This window comes from Halorussus pelagicus (assembly GCF_004087835.1).
Lineage (GTDB): Archaea > Halobacteriota > Halobacteria > Halobacteriales > Haladaptataceae > Halorussus > Halorussus pelagicus.
Map to the genome: position 1 here is coordinate 1,201,057 of NZ_CP035119.1, position 13,637 is coordinate 1,214,693.

At 60.9% G+C, this 13,637-nt stretch carries 12 protein-coding genes; 5 read left to right on the forward strand and 7 right to left on the reverse strand.

Annotated features, from left to right (window positions below):
- Window positions 1-3: 3 nt before the first annotated feature.
- From EP007_RS06135 to EP007_RS06145, 3 genes are all read right to left on the reverse strand, one after another.
- Window positions 4-1,164: a threonine synthase gene (locus tag EP007_RS06135; protein WP_128476807.1), complete on the reverse strand. Its 1,161-nt coding sequence runs from the start codon at window positions 1,162-1,164 to the stop codon at window positions 4-6.
- A gap of 1 nt (window position 1,165) precedes the next feature.
- Window positions 1,166-2,122 carry a succinylglutamate desuccinylase/aspartoacylase family protein gene (locus EP007_RS06140; protein WP_128476808.1) on the reverse strand — a complete coding sequence of 319 codons (957 nt, stop codon included), beginning with the start codon at window positions 2,120-2,122 and terminating at the stop codon, window positions 1,166-1,168.
- A 92-nt stretch (window positions 2,123-2,214) separates the two neighbouring features.
- The gene (locus EP007_RS06145; protein ID WP_128476809.1) at window positions 2,215-2,997 is read right to left on the reverse strand and encodes a hypothetical protein; all 783 of its coding nucleotides are present in this window, start codon (window positions 2,995-2,997) and stop codon (window positions 2,215-2,217) included.
- 110 nt (window positions 2,998-3,107) lie between these two features.
- On the opposite strand from EP007_RS06145, the gene EP007_RS06150 reads away from it, so the two are divergent.
- Window positions 3,108-3,545 (forward strand): hypothetical protein, encoded by a 438-nt coding sequence (locus tag EP007_RS06150; protein ID WP_128476810.1) that lies wholly within the window; start codon window positions 3,108-3,110, stop codon window positions 3,543-3,545.
- Window positions 3,546-3,889: 344 nt separating this feature from the next.
- Here the strand turns inward: EP007_RS06150 and EP007_RS06155 are convergent, their stop codons facing one another.
- Window positions 3,890-4,576: a DUF7504 family protein gene (locus EP007_RS06155; RefSeq protein ID WP_128476811.1), complete on the reverse strand. Its 687-nt coding sequence runs from the start codon at window positions 4,574-4,576 to the stop codon at window positions 3,890-3,892.
- A 324-nt stretch (window positions 4,577-4,900) separates the two neighbouring features.
- Window positions 4,901-6,943, reverse strand: a complete 2,043-nt coding sequence (locus EP007_RS06160; protein ID WP_128476812.1) for a hypothetical protein — start codon at window positions 6,941-6,943, stop codon at window positions 4,901-4,903.
- A gap of 91 nt (window positions 6,944-7,034) precedes the next feature.
- Between EP007_RS06160 and EP007_RS06165 the strand changes: the two genes are divergently transcribed.
- From EP007_RS06165 to EP007_RS06175, 3 genes are all read left to right on the forward strand, one after another.
- Entirely contained in the window at window positions 7,035-8,363 is a 1,329-nt protein-coding gene (locus EP007_RS06165) for an MFS transporter (RefSeq protein ID WP_128476813.1), read from the forward strand.
- A gap of 50 nt (window positions 8,364-8,413) precedes the next feature.
- Window positions 8,414-9,382: a hypothetical protein gene (locus EP007_RS06170; RefSeq protein ID WP_128476814.1), complete on the forward strand. Its 969-nt coding sequence runs from the start codon at window positions 8,414-8,416 to the stop codon at window positions 9,380-9,382.
- A gap of 222 nt (window positions 9,383-9,604) precedes the next feature.
- Window positions 9,605-9,871 (forward strand): DUF7536 family protein, encoded by a 267-nt coding sequence (locus tag EP007_RS06175; RefSeq protein ID WP_128476815.1) that lies wholly within the window; start codon window positions 9,605-9,607, stop codon window positions 9,869-9,871.
- A gap of 186 nt (window positions 9,872-10,057) precedes the next feature.
- Here EP007_RS06175 and EP007_RS06180 read toward each other — a convergent pair whose 3' ends face one another.
- Both EP007_RS06180 and EP007_RS06185 read right to left on the reverse strand, forming a co-directional pair.
- Complete coding sequence (locus EP007_RS06180) at window positions 10,058-10,978, reverse strand: hypothetical protein (RefSeq protein WP_243700455.1); 921 nt, start codon at window positions 10,976-10,978, stop codon at window positions 10,058-10,060.
- Entirely contained in the window at window positions 10,975-12,192 is a 1,218-nt protein-coding gene (locus EP007_RS06185; protein ID WP_128476816.1) for a potassium channel family protein, read from the reverse strand. Before EP007_RS06185 ends, EP007_RS06180 begins: the two co-directional genes overlap by 4 nt.
- A gap of 115 nt (window positions 12,193-12,307) precedes the next feature.
- Here EP007_RS06185 and citZ point away from each other — a divergent pair, with 115 nt between their 5' ends.
- Window positions 12,308-13,447: a citrate synthase gene (gene citZ / locus EP007_RS06190; RefSeq protein ID WP_128476817.1), complete on the forward strand. Its 1,140-nt coding sequence runs from the start codon at window positions 12,308-12,310 to the stop codon at window positions 13,445-13,447.
- The last annotated feature ends 190 nt before the right edge of the window (window positions 13,448-13,637 follow it).

Here is a 13,637-nt window from a genome sequence, read left to right on the forward strand (position 1 = left end):
CCCTCATGATTTCAATCCGCTCCCCGTCAGCGGAACCACCACGTCGTCGTCCGGCGCTATCGCGCCGCGCTCGCGGAACTGTGCGAGGGCGGCGGGCGCGACCGCGCAGGTCGGTTCGGTGTAGAACCCGCCGCGGCGGAGGCAGTCGAGCGCGTCGGCGACCGGCTCGGCGTCAAGCGCGATTGCGTCGCCGCCGGTCGCCTCGATGGCGTCGAGAATCTGGCTCTTTCTGGCGGGGTTGAGAATCTGGATGCCGTCGGCGACCGAGTTGTCGCCGCTGGCTTCGTCAGCACCGTGGCGTTCCGCGGCGATTGGCGCGTACCCGGCGGCCTGCGCGCCGAACAGGCGGGGCATCCGGTCGGTCCAGCCAGCGTCCTTCAGGGCGCGAAAGCCCCGGTAAGCCCCGAGAAAGAGCGTGCCGTGGCCCAGCGGCGTGACCACGGCGTCGGGAACCTCCCAGTCGCGCTGTGCCGCGACTTCGAAGGCGAACGTCGCGGTGCCCGCGAAGAACGCCGGGTTCCACGCGTGGCTGGCGTACCAGCCAGCCTCGTCGTCGGATTCGACGGCTTCGATACAGGCGTCGGTCACGTCCTGTCGCGTACCCTCGACTCGGACTGGTGTCGCCCCGACGCGCTCGATGGCGGCGAGTTTCGACTGCTTGGCGTCGGCCGGGACGTAGATGTCGGCGTCGATTCCCGCGCGGGCGGCGTACTGGGCGATGGCCGCGCCCGCGTTGCCCGACGAGTCCTCGACGACCTTTTCGACGCCGAGTTGGGCAGCGCGCGAGAGCGTCGTGGTCGCGCCGCGGTCCTTGAAACTCCCGGAGGGGAAGACGTACTCCAGTTTGAACTGGACGTTCTCACCCCACGATTTGGAGTCAGGGGTTTGCAGGGGCGTGAACCCCTCGCCGAGCGTGACCGCGGCCGAGAACGGGAGGAACTTCTCGAAGGCCCACAGGCCAGCGCGGGTGTCGAGGTCTGTGAAGTCGGGCGCGGGACCCTCGGGAAGCGGTCGGGCGGCGAGTTCGAGGGGATGGCCGCAGTCACAGCGCCACGGTTCGTCCGGTCCAGCGTCGTAGCTTCGGCCGCAGTCGGGGCAGGTGAGGTCGGGGCAAGCAGGGTCGCCAGCGGCCGCGTCCTCAGTGTCGGAGCGGTCTCTCGACATATCAGAACTCGTCAACGCTGGTGCCGACCGAACAAACGTACTCGCCGGTCGCCACTTGGGGCAGTCGGCGCGAGCGCCAGAAGACGCCGCTGTCGTCGGCGGTGACTTCGGCCTTCAACTGGCCGAAGGGGTCAGTCACCTCGAAGAGAACGTCGCCGACCGTGACCCGGTCGCCGAGGTCCTTCCGGAATCGGACGAGACCGCCCGAGGGCGACCCGTAGCGGTCGAAGCCGGTCGCGCGCGTCTGGGGTTCGAGGTCCACGTCACCGTCGAGGAAGCCGTAGTAGCGCAGGACGTTGAACACACCTTCGACGCCGTACTGGATACTTTCTTCGTCCCACCCGACACAGCCGCCGAGTTCGGGGTCGATGGTCGGGATTCCCTCGTCGGGACCGGCGCGGGCGAGTTGGCCGTCCGGTCCCTTCTGGTCGAGGACGTGCCCGCACCCGAACACCTTGGCGAGTTCGAGACACTCCTCGTGGAGGCGATGGCGCTGGCCACAGCGAACGCGGACCTCGTTGAGCATCTGGCTCGTAGAGCCTTGATGCAGGTCCAGAATCAGATCGGCCCGCGACGCGGCCTCGAAGGTGGCGGCCGCGATGCGCTCGCTGGAGGACCCCGACTCGTCGCCGGGGTAGGTGCGATTCATCTTGGTGTCGTCGATGGGGTTGCGGTGTTCGGCGACCTGAAAGGCGTGGTAGTTGACGATGCCGACCACGAGAATTGTGCCTGAAAGGTCAGCGGGCGAAATTTGGGGGATGGCCCGCTGAATCACGCCGAGACCGTTCAGTTCGTCGCCGTCGCTGACGGCCTGCACGTACAGCGTCGGCCCGTCCGCGGCACCGTTGATGACTGCGACGGGGAGACCGAACTCGCCGCCGTCGCGCGTTTCGCCAACCTGCAACCGCCCGGTGTCGATTTCGCCGGGGGCCGCACTCGCCGTTCCGAGCGTCTTCATTACCCATAACGGACGCCTACACGCCCTTTAGCGGTTCGGTCTTGGCGAAGTGAGAGTCATATAAGCATCGAAAAATAGAGGTACTAACTAATTTATTCTACTGCTGTATGTGTGGCATCCACATATGAACTCCACTTTTGAGCACTACCAGTAATACCGACATCGAATGAGTTAGCACCCGGAAGACCCCAGCTAACGCTCCAATTAGACGGTGCGCAGAAAGGATCCCAAGTATGGATGAACTGACCGTAAATGGTTGTATCCGAACCCTGTTCATCGTCTCGAGCATCTACTTCGCATTCGATAAAGCCTGTTTTCGGTGTGTAAGAGCCGACTTTGTTTCCTGTCTTAATTTTGGCGTAGTAGCCATGTACGGATGTCTTCTTTTCAGCGATAAGACCGTCTGATCCAGTTTGGGTATCGGGAATGTTTCGATAGATATCCTCCGAGAACGAGATTGCGGCCCCGTCGTAAGGACCGTGACAATCAACGCCACGTGCGGATGCAAGGTCCCACTGGAAGACAAAGTGTTGATGACCGTCGCCGTTATCATTACCGACAGAATACCCACCGATACTAATACTGGAGTCAGGGTCATCATCTGGGTCAGCAAACCTTTTTTCAGTCGAGACATCACCATTCGACTTCTTATTGTGCCTCTTTACTTTCTGCGAGAACGGTTTTGTATTATAAGTGTAATTGATTCCGTGCTGATCACAGAGCTTATTTGCCTGCTCGGTCTTCCCGTTTCGCAAAAGCTGTTTTAAAGCAGCGTATATACCTTTCTCGGGCGAGGCCGAAACGGTTGACGTGCTAAGAGCACTGGTTGTAAGTCCTGCACTACCAATTGATTTTATGAATCTTCTACGATTCATATTCCTATCTTTTTCTATTCTATATTATATCTTTCTAAATGAATTATCTATAATGTTTTTTGACTATGGAGCTGATAATCTTTTTATATATACCTCCCGTAGGAATTTCCATGCGTCGAAGAACAGTTGCCCGTCTATCCGGAGTTGGAATTATAACATGCCTCAGTGGTTGCAGTTCATTATTCAAAGACGATAGAGTAGAACCTAAAGTAAATTCTACATTTACTTGGACTAGTACACAATGTGGTGAAGGTGAGCCGAATACACAGGCAGATTGGGATGAATCCGGCGTGGAGATTACCGGTACTGCCGTACTCCCAAAGGGATGCTATAAAACAATCATCGAATCGCTCGGACCTAGTGACGAATCTACCGCAACTATAGAAATAAAGTTCGAACAGACCCCCGAGGGAGAACACTGCGTCAACTGTGACTCGATAGTCACTTATGAATTAATAGTTAATTCTATTAACTCGTCTATTTCATCTGTAGATATTATTCATAATACACCTCTCAAAGAGGAAGTAGTTGCAACCCATTCGAGATAACGGTAGCTCTTAACTCGATAGTATCGAGAGCCCCAGATTTCCGGATACTAGTCAGTATAGGCGCTGTTATCCGAAAGTGCGGAGTGTAACGGCTCTCTTCAGCCGTTCCTATAGGATTATATCCACCCACATCAATTTATTCATCTATAATCTATATTGTAATTTTAGATTGTACCGATTCGAAGGTCATGCTGACCGCCTTCATTATCAGCGAAAAAGGACGAGCGTTCGCAGACAACCGACTACGAAGCTATACTCAAAAACAAGGCAGACGCCGAGACGACGAACAAAGAAAAAGCGACGAGGAGCGACGGAATGGTGTTCGGTGCGAGCGGTCGGGCGTCCTACAGGCCGAACCAGACCGTCGAGCAGTCGTCGTCCGGGAAGTGCCAGCGTTGCTCCGGGCGGCCGTTTTTCTCGCGGAGTTCGATTCGCGCGTCGAACAGCGGGCCGAATCGCTGGACTGGCTTCGAGTCGTCGGCGACCGGCAGGTGGTAGTGGGCCATCCCGCCGACGCCGCGGACGTGGTCGCCGAGCGCGCTGAGGAATCGGTCTATCGCCGTCTCGTCGTGGCGGTTCACGAGATACGAGAGCGTGTATAGCGAGAGGCGGAACTCGGCGGGTTCGAGACCCGACTGGGCTATCTTGGCGGTCGTCATCGCGTTGCAGAGCGCGGTCTGAAAGCCGTCGAGGTCGCACGCGGACTGGGACGCGTCGGTAGCGACCGACTCGGAAGCGACCGAGGACGCCGCGGTCCGCGTGTCACAGTCGTATCCGACGAAGCGCACGCGCTCGTCAGTCACGCCGACATCGTCGGGGAGCAGGGAGACCGCATCCTCTCTGTCGCGGTCGGTCAGCGCGAGGAGGCGACTGCGCGAGACCTCGGGCGCACCGAGGAGTTTCCGCGTCGCGCGCCGAGACACCTCTTCGCGGACGTTTCCGGTCACGAGCAGGTTACAGCCCCGCTGTTTCAACCGTCGGAGTTTCAAACGCACCTCGCCTATCGGAACACCGGTCGTGTCGTCGCTCATATAGAACTATAAACTACTACATATTATTTAAAATTTGTTACCCAGAGTGTAGACATAATATCAATAGTGGGTGAGTTCAGGCGATGGCCGCGACGAGGAGTTACGTGGTGGGTAAAATAGTCAGTAACTTGTCCATCATTTCGGACGTGAATTTTAAGGAAAAGATTTTGCCGGTGGTTGTGTGAGTACGAACATGGTCAGAGGCAAAATTGGTACGTGGTTAGAACGACATCCGTGGGCGATTGGGGTTATTTTCTCTTTCGGAGTTTACCTGTCTGAGATTGTTGAACCATTGGGTTGTGCCAAGTGCGGCGTGAGGGGACCCTAAATATCATCTAGCTTGATTTCATCAGTCCAACGAATTTTACCGTCAATCCAGACTGGGTCCGACGATTCATTAAAAAACTCTCTCAGAGACTCATCATCAATTTTTGTCTGAAAAACTGTGGAGTTTAAGAAACAGTATTTATGGTTGCCCATTTTTAGTGTCGCAAGTGAGCCTACTGGATAGTTTAGATTAGGATACGGACCCATTTCGACTGAGATTTTTTCGCCGTTTCTATTCGGTTTTATAACCGATGGACTTCCACATTTCGGTTTAACAAGCTCAACACTTCCATCCCCAATAATCACGTACTGACGCTCAAGCGTGTTCACGTTCGTCACCACCGACAGCGCGCTCTGCATCGAGAACCCGTGGTTCAGCAACCGCGCCAACTCCTTGCCCACGTCGGTGGCCGGTTCGTTGCCGACCTTCGTCAGCGTCACGACGCCGACCTGACTCCCCTTCTCGACCAGCATCTCGCCCTGCTCGTAGGACCGACAGCCATTGAGGATGAATCCGCGGACGCCCGAGCGCGACAGTGTTCGGGCGTCGAGCATGCCGTCGGAACACTGGATGCCCTCGTCGGTAACGTGGCCGATGTAGTGGAGGAAATCCGTCGGGGATTCGAGCAAATCGCGGAGTTCGCCGGTCGTCAGGTCGTTGTGCAGCGACACGTCGAAGTCGTAGAGGTCCCGCGTCCCGTAGATGTCGCCCACCACGTCCTCCTCGCGCATGCGCTCGTCGTTGCAGACCACGTCCACCGAGATGTGGTGTTTCGGCGTCACGTCGAGGCGACGTTTCAGCGCCTCGGGCGTCGCCTTGCTCGCGCCGATTGGCATCTCCTCGCCGACCCAGACGTGTTCGATGGTATCAACCGGGTCCGGCTGAATCACGTCGCTGACGGGGGCGTCCTCGCCGTCGAACGAGCGATAGAACGCCTCCAACTCGCTCGGTTCAGGCTTGACTGTCGAGGGGTCCGGTTCGCCCGGACACCGGACGAAGGCGAGTTCGTCCGCCGCGAACGGAAGCACCGCGACGTTCTCGTGGGTCGGCGATATGTCCATCGTGACCTTCCACTGGGGCAGGTGCGGTTCGACCACCTCGAAGGGAATTTCGAGATACCGGCGGAGCTGTTCGGCCAACGGCTCGTCATACAGCGACTCGAAATCGAGGTCCACGTCGGGTTCGACCAGTTCGCGCTCGCGGAGGTCCACCTCGTAGTAGCCTTCGGTCCGGGTCACGCAGTCGAGGAAGAACACCTGCTGGAGAACGCGCCGGACCGCCGACTCGAACCCGTCGGGCGCATCGAGCGAGTAGGACAACTCGTCGGTCAGCAGGCGCGGTGTCTCGCCCGGCACCACGCTCGCGCCGAGGTAGAACGCCAGCGGCGCAGCGGCGTAAATCGCCTCTCGCCGCTCGGGAACCTCGATTTTGACCCCGGTGTCCGGTCTCTCGATGGTCCCCTCGACAGTGAACTCCTCGCCGGGTTCGAGTAGCGGCGGATGGCCCCGCAGCGTGGGGAACGACCGCTCGCAGGTCGTCGTCTTGAGCGCCGACCCCAACAGCGACACGGCGTCCATCAGCGCTCCGGTGTCGTCGGGCACCGTAATCGTCCCCGCGGGACTCTCGTGGAGCGACCGCGCACCAACCTCGACGCGGGTCTCTCCGCCGAACGAAATCTCGATGGACTCGGTACTCCCCGAGACGGAGACCTCGCTCTCGACGGCCAGATACACCTTCATCTGCGTGTTGGCGAGTTCGAGGTTGTACGCGTCCACCGGGAGGTCGAGTTCGGACCCACCGCTCGACTGTCCGACCATCTCCCCGTCGGCGTCGCGGACGTACACGTCGAGTCCCTTCGTCGTCCGGAGCGAGCGCGTCGAGAGAGAAACGACCGTATCGACCGGGAAATAGAACGACTCCGCGTCCGTCTCCCGTGGCGAGACGGCGGCCGGAGCGTGCAGGTCGAACTGCGTGCGCTCGATGGGGTCGGTGATTCGGACCCCGTCGGGTTCGACGAGAGCGGTGAACTCGGGATTCATTGACGAACGAGTAGTCACCGAGATTACTTAATATGCGGTGCAGGTCGGCGAGACCTCCAACGTTTTGACGACCGACTTCGACTACTCCCACATGGCAACCGACCGAGAACGGGCGGACCCCTTCGCGGCGTTCCGGCAGTTCCTCGCGCTGGAGCGCGACGTGCTGGTCCTCTCGCTGGCGATGTTCGCGTTCAGCCTCGGCTTCCAGATGACGGGTCGATACATGGGCCGGTACCTCGAAGTCCTCGGCGCGGAGAGCCTCGTCATCGGACTCTACGGGAGTCTCGGCAACCTCATCGGCGCGGTCTACCCCTATCCGGGCGGCGCGATTTCGGACCGAATCGGCTCCCGGACCGCGCTGACCGCCTTCGGTCTCGCTTCAACGTTCGGCTTTCTGCTGTGGTTTCTCGCCCCCGAGTTCGACCTCCTGCCGATTCCCGTCTGGGCGTGGATTTTCGTCGGTCTCCTACTCGCCCAAGCGTGGAAGTCGTTCGGTCTCGGCGCGACGTTCGCCATCGTCAAACAGAGCGTCCCGCCCGAGGAACTGGCGACCGGGTTCGCCAGCACCGAGACGTTCCGCCGGACCGCGTTCCTGCTGGGTCCCCTCGTCGCGGCGGGACTGCTCGCGGTCTACGAGTTCGAGGTTGGCTTCCGGTACGTGCTTGCGGTCGCGGCCGGGTTCGGTCTGCTCGCCACGCTGGTCCAGCACTTCCTCTACGACGCCAACGAGGACTCCTTGGGCAAGTCCTTCGAGGGCGTCGAACAGGTCGTCTCGGACCTCCGGGAGATGCCCGCGACGCTCCGGCCCCTGCTGGTCGGCGACACGCTCGTCCGCTTCGCCAACGGGATGGTCTACGTCTTCGTCGTCCTCGTGGTGACGAACGTGCTGGAGGTGAGCGCGACCCTTCCAATCGTCGGGTTCCTCGGTCCCGACGCCTTCTTCGGCGTCCTGCTCGCCGTCGAGATGGCCGTCGCGCTACTCGTGATGATTCCCGTCTCGAAGGCCGCCCAGCGGTTCGGTCTCAAGCCGGTCGTCGCGCTCGGGTTCGTCGTCTACGCCGTCTTTCCGGCCCTGCTGGTCAACGCGCCCGAGGGCGGCCTGACCGTCGCCGGAATCGCCCTCTCGGAGACCGCGCTCGTCACGCTCCTGTTCGCGCTCTCGGGTCTCCGGTTCGCGGGACTCCCGGCGCACAAGGCGCTCATCGTCGGCCCGGCCGAGGACGACGCCGGAGGCCGTGTCGTGGGTTCGTACTACCTCGCGCGCAACGCGGTGGTAATCCCGAGCGCCGCTCTCGGCGGGTGGCTGTACGGTCTCTCGCCGGGCGGCCCCCAGTTGGCGTTCGGACTGGCGACGGTAATCGGGTTAGTCGGGACGGGCTACTTCCTGCTCTTCGGGGAGGAGCTTCCGGCGTATCGGTGAGATTGAGGCACCTTCCAAGAACTTATCTTTTTCCGACGAGCTGTCAAACTATGGACCGACGAAAATTCCTCCGAGCAGGCGGCGTCGTCGCCGCATCGTCGCTAGCCGGTTGTACGGGTATGTTGGACGAGAGCCAGTCCGAGAACGACGACACGCAACCCGAGAAGGCGAGCGAACGCCTATCGAGCGCCAACGAGAAGATATCGGCAAACACGGACAAACTGAACGATATCAGCCAGACGTTCGAGAACGACGAGGAACTCCCCAACGAGTTCGACGCCGCGGACGTTGGTTCTCGGATCGAGAAAGCGAACCTGAAACTGGACGAAGCCGAGGAGTACGCGACGGAAGACCAGCAATCGTACATCGATTCTCTTCGAAAGGTGGGAGAGTACCAGACGGCGCTCGCTAAGGCGTTCGAGGACATCGTCGCACTGAATCACAAAATCGACACGATGAACACGTACTTCGACAGCGAGCGATACGACCAAGCACTCGAAGCGATAGATGAGGGTCGGACGCTTCTCTCCAATATTCGGACGCACGTCGGCGACGCCGACAATGCACTTACGTCCGTAGACGCCGACTCGTTTGACGAGAGCGGCAAAATAACGTACGACAGTATCTCGGCCGACCTCTCGATGATCCGGGACCGACTGGACCTCTTGGAATCGACGCTGGACGGATTCGAGCCGATGATAGAGGGAATGCAGGACTTTCTGTCAGCAGCCGAGACGTACGAGAACGAAAACTACGTCGAGGCGGCAGACCAGTTCGCGGAGGCCCAGAGCCACTTCCAGAACTCCGACGAGACGTTCACCGAAATCGAGGACGCTGACACCGCAGTCGGCAGTATCGAGTCCGACATTGCCGAGTTGACCTGCTACACGAGTGCGCTAGTGGACGGAACGCGACTATTTGAGGAGAGCGCGCGCGCCGCCGACAGAGGCGACACGGAACTCGCACAGCAGAAAGCGAGCGGAGCGCAGGACGCGCTCGACGGGTGTAACTTCGGGTGACTCTATCGCCGAGAGTCGAAGTCCCTATCGGCGAACACTCCGACTGCTCCGAGAGCGACCGACCGCAATAGTCGCAGGCGTCGCCCTCGACCACCGCGCCGCAGTCCGGGCAGTCCCCGGTCGGCGACTCGGCGGACCGGTCGCCGAGGGTGGCGCGGCGCGGGACTACCGCTCGGTTCCCGAACCGACGCGCCTTTTATCCGGCCGTCCTAATCTCCGAGCGTGTCCGAAAGCGTCCCCGAGCGACCGCGAGCGAACTTCGTGGCCGCGCTGAACGTCCGGCGAAACGCCATCCGCGGGTTCGGCTTCAGCCTGCTGTTCACCGCGGCGGTGCTGGCGGTGTTCGTCGTCCAACCGGGGACCCGACAGCCGACCCCGTACTATCTGGGGCTGGCGTTCGTCCTCGTCACGTCGCTTGGTGCGCTGGCGACGACGGTGCTGACGCTGATTTCGGCGTATCGGTTGGCGCAGGAGACGGACCTCGATTGAGGAAAACCTCTAAGGGACGAGAGGATAATGGTTCGAACGGAGCGCCGAGGTACCGGCGTTCGAAGCCCGTCGCACCGCTCCTGCCATCCCGGTAAGACGCGGCCCGAACGGGGGACGCGACGTTTCGCGCCCTCGGACAGGTCCCGCGTGGAAACGGGGGCGGAGGCGGGAATCCGTACCGTTTCACTACTGGTCGTCAAGCCACGTAGCGATATCTGTACAGTCTAACGCCTCGAGTCGCCCGACTACGGGTGCAACTCCGTCACTGGTCGGTGGATGGGAATCGCGGTCCCCGAACGAACCGCGGAACCAACACGAAACGCGCTTTCGGAGCGAATCCGCGTATCGCTGTTCGAAGGTCGGCCGTTGCACGTCGCCCTCACTACGTGCGCTAGCAGAGTAGCCCCGTTCCCACCGGCCGTTTCGGGAGTTCGTCGTCGTATCTGCCACCGCTTCGACCGGACCTTCCGGAGAAACACGGGTGGCTACCATCGGGTCCGTCTCCACTTGGTCGGCGACGTTGCCTGCAATGAGGTCGGCCAGCAGGAGGTGTGGATAGTAAAACTCCGACTGCGTACAGTTTACGACCGCAGGGGGAACGATGTCGATTCCCGACGCCGCGTGATAGAGCAAATCCGCTCGGCTTCTGTCGCCATCGACGATAGCAATCGTACCGTCCGTCGGGACGTTCAGTTCGGATAGAAGGATTGCAGAGTGAGTCGCCTCGGCGTATGAAAGCGTCACCTCGTCTTGATCGATGCAGATACCGATTCTCCCGGTACAGCGGCGCATTACGCTTCGAATCTCGTCAGACGACAGCGATAGGTCTCGGCTCTTGGTACGAAACGGGAGATAGCCGTCCTCGCCAAGTTCTTCGTACAGCGCGTCCAGAAGCATCGCCTCCTGCGTTCGGTTCACCAGAACCCCCACGGTGACGGTCAGGTTCTCGCGTTTCGTCGCGTCGAACCCGATGGATTGCGACGCCCTCACGTCGTCGACCACGAAATCCTGCATCCTATTCGTCAGTGTGTGGACACGGCGGACAATTATATTCGGTGAATTAGATAAGGCCGAAGAGCTGGCGCAAGTGATACCGACACCTGTCACTCCGCCGAATACTCCGCGCTGGTCAACGTCGCCAGTCGCTCTGTCCCCGAGCGCGTCCCCTTTGCGAGGAACACGTCGCCAGCGCGCAGTTCCGTCTCCGGTCCGGGTTGAATCACCCAGTCGCGTTCGCCGTCCACGGAGCGCCGGACCGCGATGACGCGCATTCCGGTCTCGGTCTTGACCTCCCGGTCGCCCAGCGTCACGCCGTCGAACTCGCTTCCCGGCGCGACCGTCAGGCGGACGATGACCTCGTCGCTCTCCTGAACTGCCTGCTCGACGACCGGGTGGGTGCCCAGTCCGCGGAGGACGCCCTCGCTGATTTCGACCGCGGCGTCGCTGATGACCTCGGTGGCGTTGGCGAGGTGGACGAGACCGCGGAGCGAGACGGGGTCGTCCACGCGTGCGGCAGCGCGGAGCGTCCACGCCTCGAACCGCGACTGGAGGGCGTCCACCTCGGCTTCGAGTTCGACCACCTCCTCGGCGACCTCCGCGCTGTCGAAGAGGACGCTCCCGTAGGCCAAGTCTACCGCGAGTTCGCTGATATTCTTCATCAGGACGATGGAATCGACGGCCCGCTCCAAGTCCTCGTCGCCGGGTTCCGGCGGTGACGGTGGTTCGTAGGCGTCGCCGGTCGCGCGACGATACAGGTCAGCGATGCCCTCGTTGGGACCGCGCAGGAGAACGGTGTCGTCCGCTTCAAGGGCGGTGTCGCGGTCCGGGTTCGTGAGCCAGTCGTCCCGCCGTCGGATGGCGATGATTCGGACGCCGGTTTCGGTCTCGACGTTCAACTCCCCGAGGGTCCGGCCCGCGAGGACCGAATCGTCGGCGACTTCCGCGCGGACGAGCGTCTCGACGGCCTCGGGGAGCGCGGCCCGCATCGCCTCGGGCAGGCCGATGTCCTCCAAGACGACCTTGGCCACATCGCCCGCGGCGTCGCTTATTTTCTCGGCCGCGCCGACGACGCCAAGCACGGGAGCCAACTGCTCGGCGTCGTCCGTGCTTCTGGCGGCCATCAGGAGGCTCATCCTGGCGCGCATCTGTAGCACGTCCATCCGGGCTTCGAGGGCCAGCACCTCGGCGGCGATATCGTTGCTCCCGTTGAGGACGGCCGAAAACGAGAGGTCGATGAGGAGTTCCGCGGTGTCTTTCATCTCCGCCAGCACCTGCTTGACGCTAACGGGTTCGTACTCGACCTCGCCGCCGGACGGTTCCATAGGCCGGTGTTGGACGCCATTCGGTAAAAACGTTCGTCGCTACACCTTGGATGGGACCGGTTTCAAAGAGAAACGAAAGATAATGCTTTTCCGCTCATGACGAGAATTTCAACGCATGTCAGAAGAGGTCAAGAAAGGGCTAGAGGGCGTCGTCGTCGCAGAATCAGGACTCAGCTTCATCAATGGCGACGAGGGTCGCCTTATTTATCGCGGCTACGCAATCGAGGACCTCGCTCGTGACGCGAGCTACGAAGAGGTTCTTTACCTGCTCTGGCACGGCGAACTCCCCACACAGGACGAACTCGACGAGTTCTCCGGCGAGATGGCCGCCGAGCGCGAACTCGACGAGGACGTACTGGATACCGTGCGGAAACTCGCCGAGGCCGACGAACAACCGATGGCCGCGCTCCGGACGGCGGTGTCGATGCTCTCGGCCAACGACCCCGACGACTCGGACGCCGACCCGACCGACCGCGAGGTCAACCTCCGGAAGGGTCGTCGCATCACCGCGAAGATTCCGACCATCATCGCGGCGTTCAAGCGCATCCGCGACGGCGACGACCCGGTCGAACCCCGCGAAGACCTCGACCACGCCGAGAACTTCCTCTACATGCTCAATGGCGAGGAACCCGACGAGGTGCTGGCCGAGACGTTCGACATGGCGCTGGTTCTCCACGCCGACCACGGCCTGAACGCCTCGACGTTCTCCTCGATGGTCACCTCCTCGACGCTGTCGGACCTCCACAGCGCGGTCACGAGCGCGGTCGGGACGCTCGCGGGACCGCTCCACGGCGGAGCGAACGCCAACGTCATGAAGATGCTGAAGGAACTCGACGAGAGCGGCAAGGACGCCAAGACGTGGGTTGACGACGCCTTGGACCGCGGCGAGCGCATCATGGGCTTCGGTCACCGCGTCTACAACGTCAAGGACCCCCGCGCGAAGATTCTCGGCGAGAAGAGCGAGGAGTTGGGCGAGGCCGCGGGCGACACCAAGTGGTACGAGATGTCGGCGGACATTGAAGAGTACATGCAAAACGAGAAGGGTCTCGCGCCGAACGTGGACTTCTACTCGGCCTCGACGTACTACCAGATGGGCATCCCCATCGACCTCTACACCCCCATCTTCGCCATGTCGCGGGTCGGCGGTTGGATCGGTCACGTCCTCGAACAGTACGACGACAACCGCCTGATTCGGCCGCGCGCGAAGTACACCGGGTCGAAGGACGAAGAGTGGGTGCCGATTAGCGAGCGGTAAGTCAGAACAACTGGCGCAGTGTTCCAGTAGAAGGGTACTGTTCAGATAAGCAGTGAAGAATGAGGCGGTGGGATTCGTAGTGTTCTATGCAGGACTTCGACCGCCTCAACGAATGTAGCGACTGAGTCGAGTTAGAATCTGAACAATGGCGTCGGCCACGCCCGAACCTTCTTGTCCGGCGTCGTTGTCC